Genomic DNA, 21239 nt, shown 5'->3' on the forward strand with positions numbered 1-21239 from the left:
TGGCCTTGGACGGTGGGTTCCGGAGTGCTACTCCGCCTCGAACTCCGAGAGCAGCGCGTCCAGTGAGTCCTCCGCCGTGTCCGGCTCCTTCGACCCGACGATGCGGGCCGCCAGTTCCTGGAGGGTCAGTTCCTCCAGGAACAGGGTGATGGGCACGTCGATACCGAAGTCGTCCCGGAGCCTGCCGACCAGGTGGACGGCGGTCAGTGAGTCGCCGCCCGCCGCGAAGTAGGTGGTCTCCGGGGCCGCGGGGCCTTCCAGGCCGAGGGCTTCGCCCAGGAGCGCGGAGACGGCCCCGGTCAGGTCGTCGGCCGGTTCCTGTGCCGGCTCCTCCGCCGGTTCCGCCAACGGTTCCTCCGCCCCTTCCGCCGACGGTTCCGGCGTCGGGCGTGGCAGCGTGAGTGCTCCGTGGCTCTCCCCCGCGAACGGGTACGTCGGCAGGCTCACCCGGCGCCCCGCGCCCGTCTCCTCGGGCCACAGGACCGTGCCGCCCTTCAGCCACAGCTCGCCGAGCTCCTTCAGCCCGTCGACGTCCGGCTCGGTGTCCGGCTCGGCGTCCGGCTCGCCGTCCGTACTGTGCGCCGGGCGGCCCTCCGCGAGCGCCGTCAGCCGTTCGGCGGCCTCCGCCGGGTCCGAGGCCAGGACGTACGCGCGTACGTCCATGGGGGCACGGCCCGTGCGCAGGGTGTGCGCGACATCCGCGAGGGACGGGGCATCGGGGGCGCGCAGGGCCGTGGCGAGCTTGCCCGCGAGCGCGGTGAGGGCCTGCTCCGTGCGGGCGGAGAGCGGCAGGATCTCGGTGCGGGGGCCGTGGAGGGCGTGGAGGGCTTGGGCACCGGGCGGCGTGGTGGCCGGAGGTCCGGGGCGTTGCGGTGCCTCTTCCACGACCACGTGGACATTCGTGCCGCCGATGCCGAGCGAGCTCACACCGGCGCGGCGCGTGCCCGCGGCGGGCCGCGGCCAGGGGGCGGGACGGTCCACGACGCGGAACGGGGAGGCTTCCAGGCGCAGTTCGGGGTGGGGGCGGGTCACGTTGACGGTGGGTGCCAGCGTGGCGTGCTCCAGCATGAGGACCACCTTGATGAGCGAGGCCACGCCCGCGGCCGCGTCCAGGTGGCCGATGTTGGACTTCACGGAGCCGATGCCGATGGCGGCGGACGGGGCGCCCGTGAACGCCTCGGTCGCCGCCGCCAGTTCGATGCGGTCGCCGAGCCGCGTCGCCGTCCCGTGCGTCTCCACGTACTGGGCCGCGGACGGTTCGAGGCCCGCCGCCGACCACGCCTCGACGGCGGCCGCCGTCTGCTGTTCGACTCCGGGGGCGGTGAACCCGACCTTCGTGGCGCCGTCGTTGGTCAGCGCGGTGCCCCGCACGACCGCACGGACGGGGTCGCCGTCGGCGAGCGCGTCGGAGAGGCGGCGCAGCACGACGACGCCCACCCCGCTGCCCGGCACGGTGCCGCCCGCGTCCTCGTCGAAGGGGCGGCAGCGGCCGTCGGCGGAGAAGATGCCACCTTCCTGGTGGACGTATCCCTGTCTGCGGACGGTGTCGACGCTGACGCCGCCCGCGAGCGCGGTGTCGCACTCGCCGAGGAGCAGCGCCTGGGCGGCGAGGTGTACCGCCGTCAGGGAGGTCGAGCAGGCCGTCTGCACGGTGAGGCTCGGTCCTTCGAGGCCGAGGCGGTAGGAGATCCACGGGGCGAGGAACTCGCGGTCGGTCAGGATGCGGATCTGCATCGCGCCGATCGAGGCGGCCAGGCGGCGGTCGGTGTGGGCGGCCAGCATGTGCTCGGTCGGGCTGCCGCCGACGTACACGCCCGTGCGGGCCGGTGCGGCGAGCGGGTCGTGCCCGGCGTCCTCCAGGGCCGCCCAGGCGCTCTCCAGGAGGAGCCGGTGCTGGGGGTCGAGCGCGGCGGCCTCGGTGCGGTTGAAGCCGAAGAGTTCCGCGTCGAAGCGGTCGGCGCCGGCGAGGTGGCCCCTTGCGGGCACGTGTGCGGGGCCGCGCAGGTCCGCCGGGTCCGCGCCGTCGGCCAGCAGCTCCTCCTCGGTGAAGTCGACGATGGAGCAGACGCCGTCACGGAGGTTCGCCCAGTAGGCGTCGAGGTCGGGGGCGCCGGGGAACCGTCCGCTCATCCCGACGATCGCGATGGCCGAGTCGAGCTCGCCCGCCGCGTCTGCCGAGGCTGCGTCGGGGGCGGGGTCGTGGGTGGCACGGGGTGCTGGCTCGGTCATCGTGACGTGCCCTTTCTGGAGCGGAGCCGTTGTGCGGCGGCGTTCTGGCGTGTGCGGCGGTCACTGCCGCGGTGCTGGGCCTCGGCGGCCGCCGAGGAGGCACGCTCGGGTGTCCGGGCGGCGGCCTCGTCGAGGTGTGCCGCGACCGAGGCGACGGTGGGGTGACGGAACAGGTCGACCAGGGTGAGGTCCTCCGCCGTCTCCCGGAGGGCGTCGAGCACACCCATGAGGCGCACCGAATTGCCGCCCAGTTCGAAGAAGTTGTCGTGCGCGCCGACCCGGTCGAGGGTCAGTACGCGGGCCCACACCTCTGCCACGTGCCGCTCGGTGGCGGTACGCGCCTCCGTGTACGTACGGGCCGACTCCCGCCGCCCGTCGGCCGGTTCGGGCAACCGGGGCCGGTCGATTTTCCCGGAGCGGTTGAGCGGGAGCTCGTCGAGGTGGACGTAGACCTCCGGCAGCATGTAGCCGGGAAGCCGCTCGGCGAGGTGGGCGCGCAGGGACTCGTCCGTGGGTGTCGCTCCCTCCCTGTGCACCACGTACGCGACGAGGCGCTGCTCGGCGCCGCTGCCGCGCACGGCGGCCGCGGCGACCGCGACGTCCGGGAAGCTCGCCAACAGTGCCTCGATCTCGCCGAGTTCGAGGCGGATGCCGCGCAGCTTGACCTGCGAGTCGGAGCGTCCGAGGTAGTGCAGGCGTCCTCGCGCGTCGATGCGGGCGAGGTCCCCGGTGCGGTACATGCGGGAACCCGCCGGGCCGTACGGGTCGGCGACGAAGCGTTCGGCGGTCATGCCGGGGCGGCCGATGTAGCCGCGGGCCAGGGAGGCGCCCGCGATGTAGACCTCGCCGGTCACGCCGGTCGGCACGGTGCGCAGCCGGTCGTCGAGGACGTGTACGCGGGCGCCGGGCACCGGCTGGCCGATCACCACGGGTTCGCCGGGTTCGAGGTCGGCGGTGGTGGCGTAGACGGTGGCCTCGCTCGGCCCGTACGCGTCGACGATCCGGCGGCCCGGTTCAGCGAGCCGCTCGACGAGCTCGGCGGGGCAGGCCTCGCCGCCGACGGCGAGCGTCCGCAGATGTGGCAGGCGTCCCGTCACGTCGGGCAGGAGCATCGCGGCGGACGGCGGCAGGAACACGTACGTGATGCGCGAGTCCCGCAGCCGGGCGTACAGCGCGTCGCCGAGCCGTTCGTCGTCGCGTGCGATGTGCAGCTCGGCGCCGGCGACCCAGGGGAAGAACAGGTCGGAGACGGCCACGTCGAAGCCGAACGACACGAACTGCAGCACGCGGTCCTCGGCGGTGACGGGGAACGTCGGCCGCACGCTCACGGTCAGGTTCAGCAGCGCCCGGTGCTCGACGGCCACGCCCTTCGGCACGCCCGTGGAGCCGGAGGTGAAGAGGACGTACGCGAGGTCCTGCGGGGACGGACGGGGGGTCGCCGGTGTGCCGGGCTCAACGGATTTGCCGGGCTCAGCGGGATCGCCGGGCTCACCGGGTGTGCCGGGCTCAACGGGCCCACCGGGCCCACCGGGCCCACCGGGCTCGTCGGCGCGCAGGCACGGTGCCCCGAGCGCCTCCCCCTTGGCCGCGGTCTCGGCCGTCGTCACGAGCAGGCCCGTGCCGGATGCCTCGACCATGTGCGCGAGGCGCGCGTGCGGGTGGGCCTGGTCCAGGGGTACGTACGCGCCGCCCGCTCGGAGCACCGCGAGCGCCGCGATGCCCATCTCCGGTGAGCGGGGCAGCAGCAGGCCGACCCGGAAGCCGGGCCGCACCCCGGCGGCACGCATCCGGTCCGCCAACGCGTCGGCTGCGGCGAGGAGTTCGCGGTAGCTGAGCCGTACGTCGCCGCAGACCAGGGCGGTGGCGTCGGGGCGCGCGGCGGCGACGTCCGCGATCAGGTCGGGGACCAGCCGGTCCGTGGGCGCAGCCTCCGCTGTGCGGTCGGCGGCCGCGACGGCGCGGGCGCGGACGTCGGCCGGGACGGCGTCGAGGGCGGACAGCGGTACGTCGGGGCGGGTGAGGGCCTCGTCGAGGAGCGTCTCGAAGCTGTGCACCCAGTCCCGCACGGTGGCGGCCTCGAAGAGGTCGCTGCGGTAGATGAACTGGGCGGCGAGGCCCGGCCCCTGCCCCGTAGCACCGTCGACCCCGCGCCCGGTACCCGCACCGGCATTCCACCGCTCGACGTGCAGGTGAAAGTCGAACTTGGCCGTGTTCAGAGGCAGTTCCAAGCGCTCTACATGAGCGCCCGCGAGTGCGAGGGACAGGTCCGTGTCGTCGTCGTACGCGAAGACCAGCTGGACCACCGGGTCGTGGCTGGTGTCGCGGGCCGGGGCGAGCGCGTCCACGACGGCCTCGAACGGGGCGTCCTGGTAAGGGTGTCCGGCGAGCAGGGCGGAACGTACGCGGCCGATCAGCTCGCCGTACGACGGGTCGCCGGAGAGGTCCACGCGGAGCGCCAGGGTGTTGGTCAGCATGCCGACCATCTCCTGGAGCTCTGGCCTGTCGCGCCCGGACACCGGGTAGCCGACGACCAGGTCGTCGCGGCCGCTGAGCCGGCCGAGGAACGCGGCGTACGCGGCGAACAGCGCCATGAACGGTGTGGCGCCGCGGGTCCGGGCGGCCTCGGCGAGGCGGGCGTGGACCCCGGCGTCCAACAGGAAGCGTTCGGTGCCGCCCTCGGCCGTGCGCACGGCGGGGCGCGGGCGGTCCAGGGGCGGCGAGACGACCTCGGGCGCGCCGCGCAGCCGGCCGGCCCAGTGCGCGACGGCCTCGGCGTAGGCGCCTGCCGCCTGCCGTTCGCGCTGCCAGGCGGCGAAGTCCGGGAACTGCAACGGCAGTTCGGGTGGCGAGTGGAGCGCTCCCCTGGACTCGGCCTCGTACGCGGCGGACAGGTCGCGCAGGATGACGCCGAGGGACCAGCCGTCGCAGACCAGATGGTGGGCGACGAGCAGCACGCGGTGGCTGCCGTCGTCGACGGCCTGCACCGTGCAGCGCAGCAGCGGCCCGGCCGCCGGGTCGAAGGGGCGGGCGGCGTCGGCCCGCAGCCTCGCGTCCGCCTCATGTGCCGCCACGTCCTTCTCCACCGTGAGGTCCGCGCGGCCGCTCGCGGCGACGATCTGCGCCTGCGTGCCGTCGGCCGCGGTGCGGAAGACGGTGCGCAGGGACTCGTGGCGGGCCACGAGGGCGTCGAGCGCGCGCGTGAACGCACTCAGGTCGAAGGGGCCGTGCACGGCGAAGGCGGCGGGCACGTTGTACTGCGCGGTGCCGGGGTTCATCCGGTCGAGGACCAGGAGGCGGCTCTGGGCGTCGGAGACGGGGAACTCGTACTCCTCGATGTCCACTGGTTCACTCTCCCTGGAGGGTGTGTTCAAGGACCGCGGCGATGCGTGCCGCGGGCGCCGGGTCGAGGACCTCGGCGTGGGCGCAGGCCAGTTCGTGCACCTCGACCGCCGCGGCGGCGCGCCGCCAGGCCGCCGCCTTCGTCCCGGTGGGAACGGCCTCGGGGTCGCGGGTGGCGGCGAAGAGGGTCACGGTGCCGTCGTACGGGGACGGGGCCCAACTCCGGCCGAGCGTGATGTGGTTGGCGATCGCCCGCCTCAGCGCGTCGAGGCGGCGCTCGCCGATCCCGTCGAGTGCGGCCCCCTCCTCGCGGAGGATGCGCCGCGCCTCGTCCTCGACGACGTCGGGTGCGAGCGGCGTACGGGCGGTCTCCGGCGGCTTCGGCATGGCGTCCACCACGGCGAGCAGCGCGACTTCCTCGCCCGCGGCGCGCAGCCGTACCGCCATCTCGTGGGCGACGGGCCCGCCGAAGGACCTGCCGAGCAGGAGGTACGGGCCGTGCGGCCGTACAGCCCGCACGCGCTCCACGTACGCGTCCGCCAGCTCGCCCACGCTGCCGTGGAGCCGGTGGGCCTCCTCCGACAGGGCGGGGGTCTGCAGGGCGTACACCGGGCGGCCGGGGTCCAGGTGGGGCAGCAGGGCCGTGTACGCCCAGCTCACGCCGAGCCCGGGGTGCACGCAGAACAGCGGGGCGGCGTCACCCTCGGCGCGCAGGGCGATGAGGGGGGCGAGGCTGTCGGCGACGTCGTCCGACCCTGGTTCCGGCCCGTCGAGGCGGGCGATGAGCGCGGCGGGCGTCGGCGCGGCGAAGAGCGTGGCCACGGGGACCCGTACGCCCCACTCCCCCTCGATACGCCCCACGAGGCGCAGCGCGCTCAGCGAGTGCCCGCCGGCCGCGAAGAAGTCGGTGTCCGGACCGGCGTCCACGACCCCGAGCACCTCGCCGAACAGCACGCACAGCTCCTTCTCGCGGGCGGTGCGCGGGGCCCGCGACGGTGCCGCCGCGGTGACGGGTTCGGGCAGGGCGGCACGGTCGGTCTTGCCGTGCGGAGTCAACGGCACGGTGTCGATACGGGCCCAGGCGGTGGGCAGGAGGTGGGCGGGGAGGACGCGGGCGGCTTCCTCCCGGACGCGTTCCAGTGGGCCGTGGCCCTCGGTCCCGGCCGAGGTCGTGGCGTCCTCGGTCAGGACCACCCAGGCCGCCAGGCGTCGGGCGCCGTCCGGGGCGGGTGTCGCGGCCACCACCGCGCGGGACACCCCGGGGCAGGCCGTCAGGGCCGCCTCGACCTCGGCCGGTTCGATGCGGAAGCCGCGGATCTTCAGCTGGTCGTCGGTGCGGCCCGCGAAGACCAGGGCGCCCGAAGGGGTTCTGCGGGCCAGGTCGCCGGTGCGGTACATGCGGGACCCCGACGGGCCGTACGGGTCGGCGACGAAGCGTTCGGCGGTGGCGCCGGGCCGGCCGAGATAGCCGTGTGCGAGGCCCGCCCCTGCGACGTACACCTCCCCCACGCAGCCGCCCGGGACGGGCCGCAGCCGGGCGTCGAGCACATGGACGCGGGTGCCGTCGAGCGGGCGGCCGATCGGCACGTGGCCGCCCCGCGAGACGGGCTCCGTGACGGGGTGGGCCGTGGCGAACACGGTCGTCTCCGTGGGGCCGTAGCCGTTGACGACGGTCGTGCCGGGGCAGTGCGCGCGGACCCTGCGCACCGCCTCGGGGTCCACGACGTCGCCGCCGGTCCACACCTCGCGCGCCGCGCGCAACGCCTCGGGCGACAGTTCCGCGACCGTGCGGAAGAGTTCGGCGGTGAGCCACAGCGCGGTGACGCCCCGCTCGGGCAGCACGCGGGCCAGCAGGGCGGGCGTGACGGGCCCTTCGGGGCAGATCACCACCGTGCCGCCGGTCAGGAGCGGCACCCACACCTCGTAGGTGGCGGCGTCGAAGGTGTGCGGGCTGTGCAGCAGTACGCGGCGGTGCGCCGGGCCCGCGAAGCGGCTGTCCGCGGCGAGTTCGACGACGGCACGCTGCGGGACGGCGACGCCCTTCGGTTCGCCGCTCGACCCGGACGTGTACATCACGCAGGCGGTGGACTCGGGGTGGGAGGCGTCACCGAGGGGGGCCTCAGCCACCTGAGCCTTCGCCTTTGCCTCCGTCTCCTCCTCCGCCTCCAGGGATGTTCCGCGCATGTTCAATTGGCGGACTGTGGACGGCAGTTGCGTGTTCCACCCAGAGTTCGGTCGGGCATCCGTCAGCACCAGTTCCGCCGACGCCGCGTCGAGCAGCCGGGCCAGCCGCTCCCCCGGCTGCGCCGGATCGAGCGGCAGCCAGCACGCGCCCGCCTTGAGCACCGCGAGCTGGGCGACGACCAGGGACGGTGAGCGGCGCAGCAGCAGGCCCACGGTGGAGCCCGGGGCCACCCCGGCCGCGACGAGACGGCGGGCGACGCGGTCGGACTCCGCGTCCAGGCGGCCGTACGTGATGACGTCGCCGTCGGCCTCGACAGCGGGCGCGTCCGGGGTACGGGCGGCCAGCGCGGCGAACCTCGCGGTGATGGTGGCCGGGACCGTCGTCGTGCCGGGGGCCTGCCCGGCCGCCCCGCCGGTGGCCGCCCCTTCCCTCGGCGCTCCCGCAGCCCTCGCCAGCAGCGCCCGGTGTTCCGCCTCCGGAAGTACGTCGATCCGGTCGACCGGGGTGGTCGGGTCCGCGGCGAGCTGCTCGAAGGCCCTCTCCATGCGGGCCGCGACGGCCGCCGCGGAGATGCCGAAGCGGCAGCTGACCGCGAGGAGCATGCGCGCGCCCGCGACGACCGCGAGCGTCACGGGGTAGTGCGTGGCGTCGCGGACGTCCACCACGCGGACCGTCTCCGGGCCGTCCTGGTCCGCCCCCTCGGCGCCGCGCGGGAAGTTCTCGAACGCGAGGACGGAGTCGAAGAGCTCACCGGCTCCCGGCCCCGGCGCCGCGCCCTCTCCGGCCGCCTTCGCCACCTCCGCGAGGCGCACATGGTGGTACGTGACGAGGCGTGACTGCTCGTCCTGGATGCGGGTGAGCAGCTCGGCGACGCTCTCGCCGTCGCGGAGACGGACCCGTACGGGGAGCGTGTTGATGAACAGGCCGACCATTTCCCCGGCACCGGGCAGGTCGTGCGGGCGGCCCGACACGACGCCGCCGAAGACGAGGTCCCGTGTGCCGGTCATGCGCGCGAGCACCAGGGACCAGGCTGCCTGCGTCAGGGTGTTGAGGGTGACGCCCGCTTCGGCGGCGCGGCGCGTCAGGGCCGCGGTCAGCTCGGCGGTGAGGTGGAGCCGGACCGTGTCGGGGTCCGCCTCCCGGGACTCCGTACCGGGCCCCTCACCCACCGGCCCGGTGAGCTCCCCCACCGGACCGGCGGGCTCCCCTGCCGGTACCAGCGGTGCCGGTCGCTCCAGGCCCGCGAGCGCCTCGCGCCACGCCGCCTCGGCCCGTCCCTGGTCCTGGCGGCTCAGCCACAGGGCGTACTGCCGGTAGGGCACGGCGGGCGGCAGGGTGCCACCGGTGACGAGGGCCGACATGTCCCGCTCCAGGACCGGGATCGACCAGCCGTCGAGCAGGATGTGGTGGAAGGACAGGAGCAGTTCGCACCCCATGTCGTGGCGTACGAGCGCCGCGCGCATCAGGGGCGGTCGCGCCGGGTCGAAGCGGCGCGTACGGTCCGCTGCCTGCATCTCGGCCACGGCGGCCTCGACTTCGTCGGTCGCCCGTCCCGTCAGGTCCGTTTCCGTCCACGGCAGGGTGACGGCGTGTGGGATCACCTGCACGGGTCGTTCGAGGCGTTCGTGCCGGAAGCAGGCGCGCAGGTTGGGATGGCGCTCCAGGAGTGCGGTGAGCGCGGACCGCACCCTGTCCGGTGCGACCGCGGGGCCTGTGCGGAAGCGGGCCTGGACGAGATAGGGGTCGGGTCCCGCCCCGTCGCGCACGGCGTGGAAGAGCAGACCTTCCTGGACCGGCGTCAGGGGCAGCACATCCGCGATGCGTCCGCTCATCGGGCGCTGCCCGCCCATCGGGCGCTCTGCGTTCATCGGGCGATCGGCGTTCATCGGGCGCTCTGCGTTCATCGGGCGCTCTCCGGTCCGGGCTCGTCGTCGAGGAGGCCGGCCATGTCGCCCTCCAGCATCGCCAGTTGGTCGGCGGACAGGCTGACGAGCGGGAAGTCGGAGGGGGTCGCGCCGACCGGGCCGCCCTGCTCCGCCTCCCGCGCGAGGGCGTCGAGCGCCTCGCGCCACAGCGCGACCAGGTCGCTCACCTCACCCTCCGTGAACACCCCTTCGGCGTACGAGAAGGTGGCTTCGAGGCGCAGCCCGTCCGCGCCCTCTCCGGCCAGGGCGTCGACCTCTACGGCATGGCCGAGCGGTACCGCGTCGGGGCCGCCGTCGAGCAGTTCGCCACCGGCCGAGTCGTCGGCGGTGAGACGGCCGAGGTAGTTGAACCGCACGTCGGGGGCGGGGAGTTCGGCGAGCTCGGGTGACGTGCGCGGGTTGAGGTGGCGCAGGAGCCCCCACCCGATGCCACCGTTGGGCACGGCCCGCAGCTGCTCCTTCACGGTCTTGAGCGCCTCGCCGATCGCGGCGTCACCCGCCACCGCGTGCTGCCCGATGTCGAGCAGCACCGGATACTGGGTGGTGAACCAGCCGACCGTGCGGGACACGTCCGCGGGCCGGGACAGCGTTTCCCTGCCGTGGCCCTCCAGGTGCACGAGTAGGCCGGTGCCCGCCCCCCGGCGACGTACGGCCGCCACGGTCAGGGCGGTCAGCAGGACCGCGTCGGGGCCGCAGTTGTAGGCGGCGGGCAGCGTGGTGAGCGCGGCCGTCGTGAGGTCGGCGGGCAGCTCTACGGTGAGGGTCGCGCGCCGCGCCCGCGCGACAGCTCCCTCGCCCGAAGCCGCACCCGCACCCGCACCCGCACCCGGGCCCGCGCCCCGTCCGTCGGCGATGCGGGCGTCGCCCACGGAAGCACCCATTGCAGCGTGGGAGGGAGAGCCCGCGGAGCCGGCGACGGAAACCTCCGCCGAGGCGCCACCCAGCTGCGACCGCCAGTAGTCCAGTTCGTTCACGACCTCCGGACCCACCGCCTCCTCGGCGAGCAGTTCCGCCCACCGGCGGAAGGAGACGCCCGTGCTCCCGGCGCCCTCCCCGGCCAGCGCAGCCGCCAGTTCCGGGCCGATGATGCGCCACGAGACGCCGTCGACGGCCAGGTGGTGCAGGGTCAGGAGCAGCAGGCCGGGGCGGTGCGGTCCCGCGTCGAACCAGACGGCCCGCATCATCTCGCCGTCCTCGGGGGCGAGGCGGGCCGAAGCCGCCCGTTGCCGCGCGCCGGTGAGGGCCGCCGCCTCGCTCTCGACGCCGACGCGCACCGGAAGGGCACAGGCCGGGATCTTCTCGGTGACCTCTGCCGCCAGGTCGTCCCGCAGCAGCCGCATCCGCAGCGCCCCGTACCGTTCGGCGAGTCCGCGGACGGCTTCCTCGATGCGCGGCCGGTCCGTGCCGGGCGGTACGGGGAAGGCCATCGACTGGGTGAACGCCGCACTGTCGCCGCCCTGTTCGAGCCACCACCGCATCACGGGGGTGAGCGGGAGGCGTCCGATGCCGGTGTCCGGGGCGGCGGGGTCATCGCCGGGCGCTTCGGCCGACGTCCGCGCGTGGAGGGCGAGTTGGGACGGCGTGCGGAGCGTGAAGACGTCCCGGGGGGCCAGTACGAGTCCGACGGCCGAGGCCTGCCCGGTCAGCTGGATGGCCATGATGCTGTCGCCGCCGAGCCGGAAGAAGTCGTCGTCGGCACCGACTTCCGCGACGCCCAGAACGCGTGCGAAGAGGACGCACAGCTCCTTCTCGCGCGCGGAGGCTGGCGCCCGCGTCGTCGTGGCGGCGCGGGGTGCGGGCAGCGCCGCCCGGTCGAGCTTCCCGCTGTGGGTCAGGGGGAGTTCGGGCAGTTCCACGAGGTCCGAGGGCACCATGTGGGCGGGCAGCCGGGTGGCGGCGTACGCGAGGAGCGCGTTCGGGTCGACGGCGTGGCCCGGGGCGGGCACCGCGTAGCCGATGAGCTGCGGCCTGCCGGTGGCGTCGTCGCGTACGACCGCGGTGGCCGCGGCAACCGCCGGGTGCCCGGCGAGGGCCGCCGCGACCTCGCCCGGCTCGATGCGCAGCCCGCGCAGCTTCACCTGCTCGTCGGTGCGGCCCAGATAGTGCAGGGTGCCGTCGTCGTCGCGGTGCACGAGGTCGCCGGTGCGGTACATCCGGGAGCCGGGGGTGCCGTAGGGGTCGGCGACGAAGCGTTCGGCGGTGGCGCCGGGGCGGTTCAGATAGCCGCGGGCCAGGCCCGCCGACGACAGGTAGAGCTCTCCCGCGACTCCGGTGGGCACCGGGCGCAGCCTCGCGTCCAGGACGTGGGTGGTGGTGCCCGCGACCGGGGTGCCGATGGGCGGGGGCGTGCCGTCGCCGGTCAGCGGTCCCGAGAGGGTGGCGGCGACGGTGGCCTCGGTGGGCCCGTACGCGTTGTGGAAGCGTCGTCCGCCGACGGCCCAGCGGGCCACGAGGGCGGGCGGGCAGGCCTCCGCGCCGACCGCGAGCGCCCGCAGCGCCGGGTAGGCGCCCTCGGGCACGGTCGCGAGGACGGACGGCGGCACCATCGCGCAGGAGATCCGCCGCTCGTCGAGGACCCGGCCGAGCGCTTCGCCGGCCAGCGGCCCCTGCGGGGGCACGACCAGCGTGCCGCCGGGCCCGAAGGCCATGCACATCTCGGCGACGGAGATGTCGAACGCGGGTGAGCCGAGTTGCAGCACCCGGACGTCCGCGTCCAGCGCGAAGCGGTCCTGGAGGCTGCGGGCGAGCGCGGCGACGCCCGCGTGGGTGACCACGACACCCTTAGGGGTGCCGGTGGACCCGGAGGTGTGGATGACGTAGGCGGCGTGGGCAGGCGCCGTACCGCTGCCCGCGATGTCGCGGTCGGCCTCCCCCAGCGCCTCCCCGTACACCTCCCCGCGCGCCTCGTCGTCGAGGACGAGGCGTGGCAGGTCCGTGTCGGGCAGCACGCCGGACGCGACCGTACGCGCGTCGGTGACGAGGAGCACGGGGGACGCGTCGTCGAGCGTGCGGCGGAGGCGTTCCGCGGGGTAGTCGGGGTCGACCGGCAGATAGGCGGCGTCCGCCCGCTGCACGGCGAGCGCGGCCAGCGGCAGTGTCGCGCCCCGTCCGAGCGCGAGGGCGACGGTCCGCTCCGGGCCTGCGCCGTGCCGGGCGAGCAGGGCCGCCAACCGGCCGACCCGCTCGTGCAGTTGGGCGTACGTGAGCCGCACGCCGTCACCCTCGACGGCGACCGCGTCCGGCGTGCGGGCCGCGTGCCGGGCCACCGTGTCCGGCAGCGTTACGGGCTCGGGCGCGGCGGGTCCCGCCGACAGTTCGAGGACGCGGCGGCGCTCGGCGGCGGGCAGCATGTCGAGGTCCCGTACGAGCGCCGTCGGGTCGGCGGTGACCTGCTGGAGCAGCGCGAGGTAACTGTCCGCCCAGCGGTTCACGGCGTCGGCGGAGAACAGGTCGGTGCGGATCTCGAAGCTGCCGTCCATGCCGTCGCCGCTGTCCCGCACGACGCCGACGAGATCGTGCTCTCCGCCGGTGTGGATGCGCTCGGGCTCCGCGAACTCGCGTACGGCCGACACGCTCGGCTGCTCCGTGAGGTGCATGAACACCCACTGGAACAACGGGGAGCGGCCCGCGCTGCGTTCGGGCGCGGCGGCCGAGACGATACGGCCCACCGGCAGGTCGGCGTTGCCCATGAGGGCGGCGAAGTCCGTGCCGAAGCGGGCCAGGACGTCGGCGAAGGAGTCCCCTTCGGCGATGCGCCAACGGGTCGGTACGGCGTTCATCACGTACCCGATGACCTGCTCAAGGCCCTTGGCGGAGCGGTTGGCGACCGGAGTGCCGAGGACCAGGTCGTCGGCGCCGGTGACGCGGTGCGCGAGGATCGCGAAGGCGGTCATGAGGACGACGTAGACGGAGGCGCCGCGCTCGCGGGCCAGCGCGCGGACGGCCTCGGCGGTCGGCGCGTCGACGCGGAAGCGGATCTGGACGATGCCGTCCTCGCCGGCCCCCGGGCTGCCGTGGCCCGGCACGGTCAGCGGTCCCGGCGGGTCGGCCAGGTAGCCGCGCCAGAAGTCGAGGCGCGCGTCGAAGACCCCGGCGGCCTCCAACTCGCCCTGCCAGGAGGCGAAGTCGGCGTACTGGACGGCGGGTCGGGTCAGCTTCGGCTCGGTGCCGGCGCGCACGGCGCGGTACGCCTCCGCGAACTCCGTCTGGAGGACGTCGAAGGACCACCAGTCGGTGATGATGTGGTGCAGGCTCAGCATGAGCGTGGAGCGCCGCTCGTCGACGCGCACGAAGCGGCCCCGGATGAGACGCTCGGCACCGAGGTCGAACGGGCGGCGGCGGAAGGCCCGGAATGCCTCCTCGATGGTCGTGCCGGTGCCGCGCAGGTCGTCACGCTCCAGGACGAAGGGACCCTTGTCGGGGAAGTGGACGCGCAGGTCGTCGGCCGTGCCGGAGATGCGGGTGCGCAGGATGTCGTGGTGGCCCTGGATGAGGGTGAGCGCGGCTTCCAGGTGGGCCGGGTCGACGGTCCCGTCCGCCCTGTCCGCCCTGTCCGCCCATTCCGCCCTGTTCGCCCTGTCCGTCCCGTCGGCCCCGTCCGCTTCGGGCGCCTCGTCGAAGTGGTAGGCGCAGCAGAGGTTGAGCGCCGGGGTGCCGGGATACAGCGACTCGTACACCCACAGGTCCCGCTGCGCGGAGCTGAGCCGCACCGGGGCGGTGGGATCGCGGGGCGGTACGACGGCGGGGATCTCGCGGGCGCGACCCGCCTCGACGAGGCGGCGCATGAGCCGCACCCGCTGCTCGCCGCTGAGCGCGCTGAACCGGTCGGCCGCGGAGGGGGCCGAAGTCGCGCGCGGGTGCGGGGGCGGGTTCGGGGTCGAGGTTGAGGTCGAGGACGGGGTCGGGGTCAGGTGCGGGTTCGGGGTCGGGTGCGGATTCGGGGTCGGGGTCGGGGTCGAGTTCGGGGTCACAGTGCGGCCTCTCTCAGTTCCGCGAGGCGGTGCAGTCCGGCGAGGACCTCGTCGCGTCCGATTCCGAAGTCGATGAAGCAGGCAACCTCGTCGCAGCCCAGGTCGCGCAGGTCGGCGAGCATCTTGGCGCAGGTGCCGGGCGAGCCGAGCAGGCTGCCCCAGTTCAGGTAGCGCTGGAACGCGAACTCGGCGAGCATGCCGGTCTGTTCCTCCGTCAGCCGCTCGCCCTCCCGGCCTTCGGCCGCCCGGTTGGCGGCGGTCTGGCCCAGGTACTTGGCGAGGTACGCCTTGAGGGGCACGGCGGCCAGGCGCCGCACCTCCGCGTCGTCCGCGCCGACGTAGGTGTGCGCCATGAGCGTCACGCGGCCGTGCGCGTCGGTGCCCGCCTGGTCGGGGGCGGCGGCGCAGGCCGCGCGGTAGCGGGCGATCTTCCCGGCGAGCTCGTCCCTGCTCTGCCCGACGGTCGCGCCGAGCACGCCGGCCCGCAGCCGTCCGGCGGCCTCCCAGGTCTCCGGGTTGCCCGACGTGGTGACCCACAGGGGCAGTCGGCGCTGTACGGGCCGGGGCTGGGGCACCACGCTGACGGGCTGTCCGGTGCCGTCCGGGTACTCGCCGGGCTTGCCCGCCCACAGGCGCCGCAGTTCGGGGATGGTCCTCAGGGTCCGTTCCCTGCGGTCCTCGTAGTGGTCGGGGGCGAGGGTGAAGTCGGCGGAGTGCCAGCCGGTCGCGACGGAGAGGCCGACCCGGCCGTGCGAGAGGTTGTCGACGACGGCCCAGTCCTCGGCGACCTTCAGGGGGTGGTGCAGGGGCAGGACGACGCTGCCCGCACGGATGCCGATGCGCTCGGTCGCGACGGCGAGCGCCGCGCTGAGCACGGGCGGGCTGGGGAAGACCTGGCCCACCTGCTGGAAGTGGCGCTCGGGCGTCCACACGGCGTGGAAGCCGAGCCGGTCGGCGGTGCGGGCGACGGTCAGGATGTCGTCGTACGTGTCCGCGTGCCGGACGCCTGTGCCGGCGGGGCCGGGGCCGCGCCCCCGCGTGGGGGCGCCGCTGTCCGCGCCGAAGAACATCACGCTGAGGTCCACGGCTTCTCCTCCTGGGTCGGGCTGCTGGGACCGGGTGCGCCGAGACGGCTCTGCCGGTCCTGCTGGCGGGGTACGCGGGGTACGCGTGGCCGCCGGGGGATGGGGGTCGGGGCGGGTCCGGCGTGTGCGGGGGGCCGCGCCAGTTCGGCGGCGAGGGCGGCGACGGTGGGCGCGGCGAAGATCTGTGCGGCCGTCACGGGGCGGGTGTCGGTGCTGAGGCGCGCGGCGACCCGCACGGCACGCAGGGAGTTCCCTCCGAGCGCGAAGAAGTCGTCGTGCCGCCCGATGCGGGGGGTGCCGCCGGTTTGCCCAGCGTTCCCGCCGGGCAGCCCGGCGTCGCTGTGTACGGGGCCGCTCTGTGCGGGACCGCTCTGTACAGGGTCCTGCCCCCCGTCCATGGCAGCGCCCGCCCCAGGGCCCAGCCCCCGGAGTACGTCGCGCCACACGGCCGCTATCTCGCGTTCCAGGGCGTTGGCCGGGGGCTCGGTCGCCGGGGGTGCCGGGGCTGGCGGGGCTGGCGGGGCTGGCGGGGCCGTGAGCCTGTCACGGTCGTCCGCGCGGCGCGGGGGGTCCGGGGCGACGAGCCGTGAGAGCGGGGTGTCCGGGGCGGTGGCCGCCGCCTCCAGTGCGCGGGGCAGCGCGTCCGCGAGCCACGTCACGAAGCGCTCTTCCAGGGAGGCGGCACGGTACTCGAACGTGAGGGTCAGCCCTTCCGGTACGCCGCCGGGGCCCGTCGCTTCCGTGACGTCCACGAGCAGCTCGAAACGGGCGGCGCCGGTACGGACCACCTCGACGCCCCGGTCTGCGCCGGGGAGCCGCACCTCGGCGCGCGCGTTGTTCTGCAGGGCGAGGACGACATCGGTGAACGGCTGTCTGCCCGGCGTCCGTACGGGGTTGAGCTCACCCACCACGTGCTCGAACGGCACGTCCTGGTGGGTGAAGGCGCCGAGGTCGGCGTCCCGGACCCGGGCCAGGAGCTGCCGTGCGCTCGGGTCGCCCGAGACGTCGGCGCGCAGCACGAGCATGTTCACGAAGAACCCGACGACGTCCTCGACGCCGTCGTCCCCCGCGCGCCCGGCGACCGGCACGCCGACCGCGAGGTCCTCGTCGGCGCCCGCCCGCACGAGAACCGCGGCGAGCGCGGCGTGCAGGGCCATGAAGAGGGTGGCGCCCTGGGCGCGGGCGGCGTCGACGACGCGGGCATGGGCCGCGGCGTCGAGCCTGCGTACGACCGTCGCGGCGGCCGGTCCTGGCACGGCGGGCCGCTCCGGCCGCCTGGGCAGCAGAGGGCCGTCCGGGGCGAGACCCGCCAACCGTTCGCGCCAGTACGTGAGATGGCGGGCGAGGAGCGACGCGGGGTCGTCGGGCCTGCCGAGCCGGGCGGCCCGGAGGCGGGCGTGCTCGGCGTAGGAGACGGGGAGGGGCGGCAGCACGGGGGCACCCACGTCACCACCGGCCCCGCCGCTGCTGCCGGTGCTGGCGGTGCTGGCGGCCCCGCCGACCCCGCCGACCCCGCCGACCCTCGCAGCATAGGCCCGCGACAGGTCGCGGAAGAGCGGTGCGAGCGACCAGCCGTCGCCCGCGATGTGGTGGAGCGTCACGAGCAGCGCGTGCTCGTCAGGGCGTTCGCGGACGCAGAACAGGACGCCCCGTACGGGGAGTTCGGCCCGGAGGTCGAACCGGTACCGGGCCTCCCCGTCGACCGCAGCCGCCAACTCACCCTCCGCCACGGCGACATGCCGGAAGGGAGGAATCGCGTCGTCCCCGCGCAGCACGCGCCGCACCGGCGCACCGTCCACCTCGTCGAAGACGGTGCGAAGAACCTCATGGCGGGCCACGACGTCCCCGAGCGCGTCCCCCAGCGCGTCCGCGTCGACCTCTCCCCGCAGTCGTACCAGCATGGGCAGGTTGTACGCCGCCCCGGAACCGAGCCGGTCGAGGAACCACAGGCGGTGCTGGGCGTCCGAGACGGGGAGGGTGGAGGACACGGGGAGAGTGGAGAAGGCCGGGAGGGCGGTGGAGTCGGTGCCGGGCACCGAACCGGCCCCGTCCACGGACCGCGTACCGGACGCGGCGGCCTCGTCCACATGCGGGGCGAGCCGGGCCGGTGTGGGCGCCTCGAAGAACGTCCGCAGGTCGACCGCCGCGCCCAGCGTCGCGTGCACGCGGCCGAGGACCCGCGCGGCCAGCAGCGAGTGGCCGCCCAGCGCGAAGAAGTCGTCGTGCGCGCCGACCCTCCCGCCCCCGACGACCCCGGCGCCCCCCGCGCCCCCGCCGCCCCCGAGGACATCGGCGAACAGCCCGCACAGCGCACGCACGGTCCGGCTCTCGCTCCCGGACCCGCCCGCACTCGTCCCCGCGCCGCCCGTGGCCACCCCACCCGTGTCCGCGGAGAATCCCTCGGGCGGCGCGGGCAGCGCCGCCCGGTCCAGTTTCCCGCTGGCGGTCAGCGGCAGGGCGGCGAGCCGCACAAAGGCGTCGGGCACCAGGAAGTCGGTCAGTAGGCTCGCGGCGTGGGCGCGCAACTCCGCCTCTGTGGGCGCCTGTTCGCGCCCCGGGACCGGCACGACGTACGCGACGAGCCGACGCTCCCCGTCCGGCCCCGCGGGGGTGGCGAGGACTGCGGCCCGGCCGACTCCGGGGTGCCGGGTCAGCACGTTCTCGACCTCGCCCGGCTCCACCCGGAAGCCACGGATCTTCACCTGGCCGTCGGCGCGGCCCCGGTACTCGAAGGTGCCGTCGGGGCGCCGTACCGCCAGGTCGCCGGTGCGGTACATGCGGCCGCCCGGCGCGCCGAACGGGTCGGCCACGAACCGCTCCGCCGTCAGCGGTGCCGCGCAGTAGCCGCGCGCGAGCCCCTCCCCGGCGGCGTACAGCTCGCCGGTGGTGCCGTCCGCGACCGGTGCGAGCCGCTCGTCGAGCACGTACAGCCGCTTGCCGTGCAGCGGCCTGCCGACCGGCACCGGCCCTCCGTCCCGCACGTCCCGCTGTGTGATCGGGTGGACGGTGAGGAAGACCATGCACTCGACGGGACCGTAGCCGTTGCCGAGCCGCAGGCCGGGGTGGCGCTCCAGGGTGCGGGCCACGTGCGGGGGTGACAACGCCTCGCCGCCGACGACGAGTTCACGCAGGCCGTCGAGGGCGCGCGGGTACTCGTCGACGATCACGTTGAAGAGGGAGCCGGACAGGTACATGGAGGTGACGCCGTGCGCGGCGACGAGGCGGGCGATCACCACCGGGTCGGGGCGCATACCCGGATGCAGGACACACGTGCCGCCGTTCGTCAGCGGCCCCCACAGCTCCATCGCGAACGCGTCCCACGACACGGGCGCGCACTGGAGCCACACCGACCCCGGGCCGAAGGAGGCGAAGTCCTGGCCGGTCAGCGTGGCGGTGACGGCGCGGTGCGGGGCGACGATGCCCTTGGGCCGGCCGGTGGACCCGGACGTGAACATCACGCACGCGACGTCGTCGGGCCGCGCCCGCACCGGCCCGCGCGCCAACGGGCGGGCGCGCTCGGCGTCTTCGATGTGCAGCGTCGACACCGCGGCGTCGGAGCACAGCTGTTCCGGCGCGACACCTTTCGCGGCGTCCTTCGCGGCGCCCTTCGCGGCGTCCTTCGCGACACCTTTCGCGGCGCCCTTCGCGACACCTCTCGCGGCGCCCTTCGCGGCGCCCTTCGCCGCGCCCTTCGCGGTGAGCAGCACGGTGATCCCCGCGTCCGCCGCCATCTCGCGCAGCCGTCCGGCCGGGAAGCCGGGGTCGAGCATCACGTAGCCGGCTCCGGCCTTCAGCGTGCCGAGGACCGCGACGGCCAGCTCCGTGGTGCGCTCCAGGTGTACGCCGACGGTGTCGCCGCGGACCACGCCGCGCGCCGCGAGGAGCCCGGCCAACCGGTCGGCGCGGACGTCGAGTTCGGCGTAGGTCAGCCGTTCGTCCTCGTACACCAGGGCCGTCGCGCCGGGTGTCCGTGCCGCCTGCTCCTCGAACAGCTCATGCACGCACCGCGCCATCCTTCTCACCGCCCCCGTCTTCCGCCGCGAGCGCGGCATCGGCCCGCGGCCCGGACTCGGGCTTCGACTCCGGCTTCGCCTCGGGCTCGGGCTCGGGCTCGGGCTCGGGCTCGGGCTCGGGCTCGGGCTCGGGCTCGTCGACGTCCGGCAGGAGTACGTCGATGTGCCGGATGGAGCGGCTCGCCAGGCCCCACAGCGCGACGCCGACACCCGCGACGCCCGCGAGGAACAGCATTCCCGCCATGCCGCTGCCCGGCTCGTCGCCGAGGAGCGGGCCGAGAAACACGAAGACGCCCGTCCCGTCGGCGGCCTGCGGCTCGAAGAGCCCGTCGGCGAGCGGCCCGGAGAGCGCCATGGCCAACGGCCCGGAGATCTGCGACAGGAACATCACCGCTCCGAACACGCGGCCCTGCCACTCGCGCGGCACCTTGGTCTGCACGATGGCCTGCATCGAGGCGTTGACGACCGTCATGAGCAGCGCGCCGACGAGCATGGCCGCGCACCAGCCCGCGACCCCGCCGACGAGGGACATGCCGATCTGCGCCGACAAGCACATGCCGAGGATGCCGAGCATCATGCCGCTGCCGCGGTTCTTCGGCCCGCCCCAGGCAGCCATCAGCAGGCCGCCGACGACTCCGCCGACGCCGATCGCGCTGTTCACGGCGGCGAGCGCGCCGTTGCCCGACTTGAGCAGGACCATGGGCTGGACAACCGCGAAGCCGAAGACCATGACGAGGTTGACCGTGCAGAAGTTCACGGTCATGTCACGCAGGCTCGCGTGCCGGAAGAGGTACCGCATGCCCTCGACGGCCTCCGCGGTGATCTTCGTACGCGGGGCACCGGCGCCCTCGGGGACCTTGTCGCCCTTCATGCGCACGATGCGTATGCCGATCAGCGCGAAGGCGTAGCTGACGAGGTCGACGACGAGGACGGCGCCGATCCCGGACAGGGCGACCATGATGCCGCCGAGCGCGGGACCGCAGATGCCTGCGGCGCTCCGGGCACCCGCCAACAGACCGTTGGCCCGGCCGAGTTGGTCCTTGCGCACGAGCAGCGGAACGGCGGCGGTGAGTGCGGGCAGCTGGAACGCGGCGGAGATGCCGAGGAGGACGGTTGCGGGGTAGACCTGCCACGGCTCCAGGCCGCCGCCGAAGAAGTGGACAAGGGCCAGGAGACCGACGGCAAGAATTCCGCCCACGTCCGCGATCTGCAGCGCGGACCGTTTACGAATGCGGTCGATAATCGCGCCCGCAAAGGGGCTGAACAGCGCCTGCGGAAGAACGGCGCAGAGAGTCAGCGCCGTGACGGCGGACGCCTGCTCGCCGGTGGACCACACCTCAATGATGAAAGCGAATCTGAGAACGGCGCTTCCGACGAGTGAGACGGCCTGTCCCGACCAGACGAGCATCAGCGGTCCGGCGCCGGTGAAGCGTCCGGGCGGCCGGTCGCCACCGTTCTTCACCCCCGGCACTCCCTGTGCCCCCTGTTTCACT

The 21239-nt window shown here is 74.8% G+C and carries 7 protein-coding genes; all 7 read right to left on the minus strand.

Features of this window, described 5'->3' with window-relative positions; genetic code table 11:
- Positions 1 to 27 precede the first annotated feature (27 nt).
- The 7 genes from AB0N81_RS16150 to AB0N81_RS16180 are packed head-to-tail and all read right to left on the minus strand — an operon-like array spanning position 28 to position 21208.
- Complete coding sequence (locus tag AB0N81_RS16150; RefSeq protein WP_365358560.1) at positions 28 to 2229, minus strand: beta-ketoacyl synthase N-terminal-like domain-containing protein; 2202 nt, start codon at positions 2227 to 2229, stop codon at positions 28 to 30.
- A complete protein-coding gene (locus AB0N81_RS16155) occupies positions 2226 to 5570 on the minus strand; it encodes an amino acid adenylation domain-containing protein (RefSeq protein WP_365358562.1) in 3345 nt (1114 codons plus the stop codon). Before AB0N81_RS16155 ends, AB0N81_RS16150 begins: the two co-directional genes overlap by 4 nt.
- A gap of 4 nt (positions 5571 to 5574) precedes the next feature.
- Entirely contained in the window at positions 5575 to 9621 is a 4047-nt protein-coding gene (locus tag AB0N81_RS16160) for an amino acid adenylation domain-containing protein (RefSeq protein WP_365358564.1), read from the minus strand.
- A 32-nt stretch (positions 9622 to 9653) separates the two neighbouring features.
- Positions 9654 to 14648: an amino acid adenylation domain-containing protein gene (locus AB0N81_RS16165; RefSeq protein WP_365358566.1), complete on the minus strand. Its 4995-nt coding sequence runs from the start codon at positions 14646 to 14648 to the stop codon at positions 9654 to 9656.
- Positions 14645 to 15733, minus strand: coding sequence for a MupA/Atu3671 family FMN-dependent luciferase-like monooxygenase (locus AB0N81_RS16170; protein ID WP_365358568.1), 1089 nt, complete (start codon positions 15731 to 15733; stop codon positions 14645 to 14647). The genes AB0N81_RS16165 and AB0N81_RS16170 overlap by 4 nt, the downstream gene beginning before the upstream one ends.
- Positions 15718 to 19734, minus strand: a complete 4017-nt coding sequence (locus AB0N81_RS16175) for an amino acid adenylation domain-containing protein (RefSeq protein ID WP_365358570.1) — start codon at positions 19732 to 19734, stop codon at positions 15718 to 15720. Before AB0N81_RS16175 ends, AB0N81_RS16170 begins: the two co-directional genes overlap by 16 nt.
- A complete protein-coding gene (locus AB0N81_RS16180) occupies positions 19727 to 21208 on the minus strand; it encodes an MFS transporter (RefSeq protein ID WP_365358572.1) in 1482 nt (493 codons plus the stop codon). The genes AB0N81_RS16175 and AB0N81_RS16180 overlap by 8 nt, the downstream gene beginning before the upstream one ends.
- Positions 21209 to 21239 lie beyond the last annotated feature (31 nt).

Origin of the sequence: Streptomyces sp. NPDC093510 (assembly GCF_040683555.1) — a bacterium.
GTDB lineage: Bacteria > Actinomycetota > Actinomycetes > Streptomycetales > Streptomycetaceae > Streptomyces.

Excerpts from the sequence above, each read along its gene's own strand:
- AB0N81_RS16150 (WP_365358560.1), bottom strand. The coding sequence starts at position 2,229 with ATGACCGAGCCAGCACCCCGTGCCACCCACGACCCCGCCCCCGACGCA.
- AB0N81_RS16160 (WP_365358564.1), bottom strand. The coding sequence starts at position 9,621 with ATGAACGCAGAGCGCCCGATGGGCGGGCAGCGCCCGATGAGCGGACGC.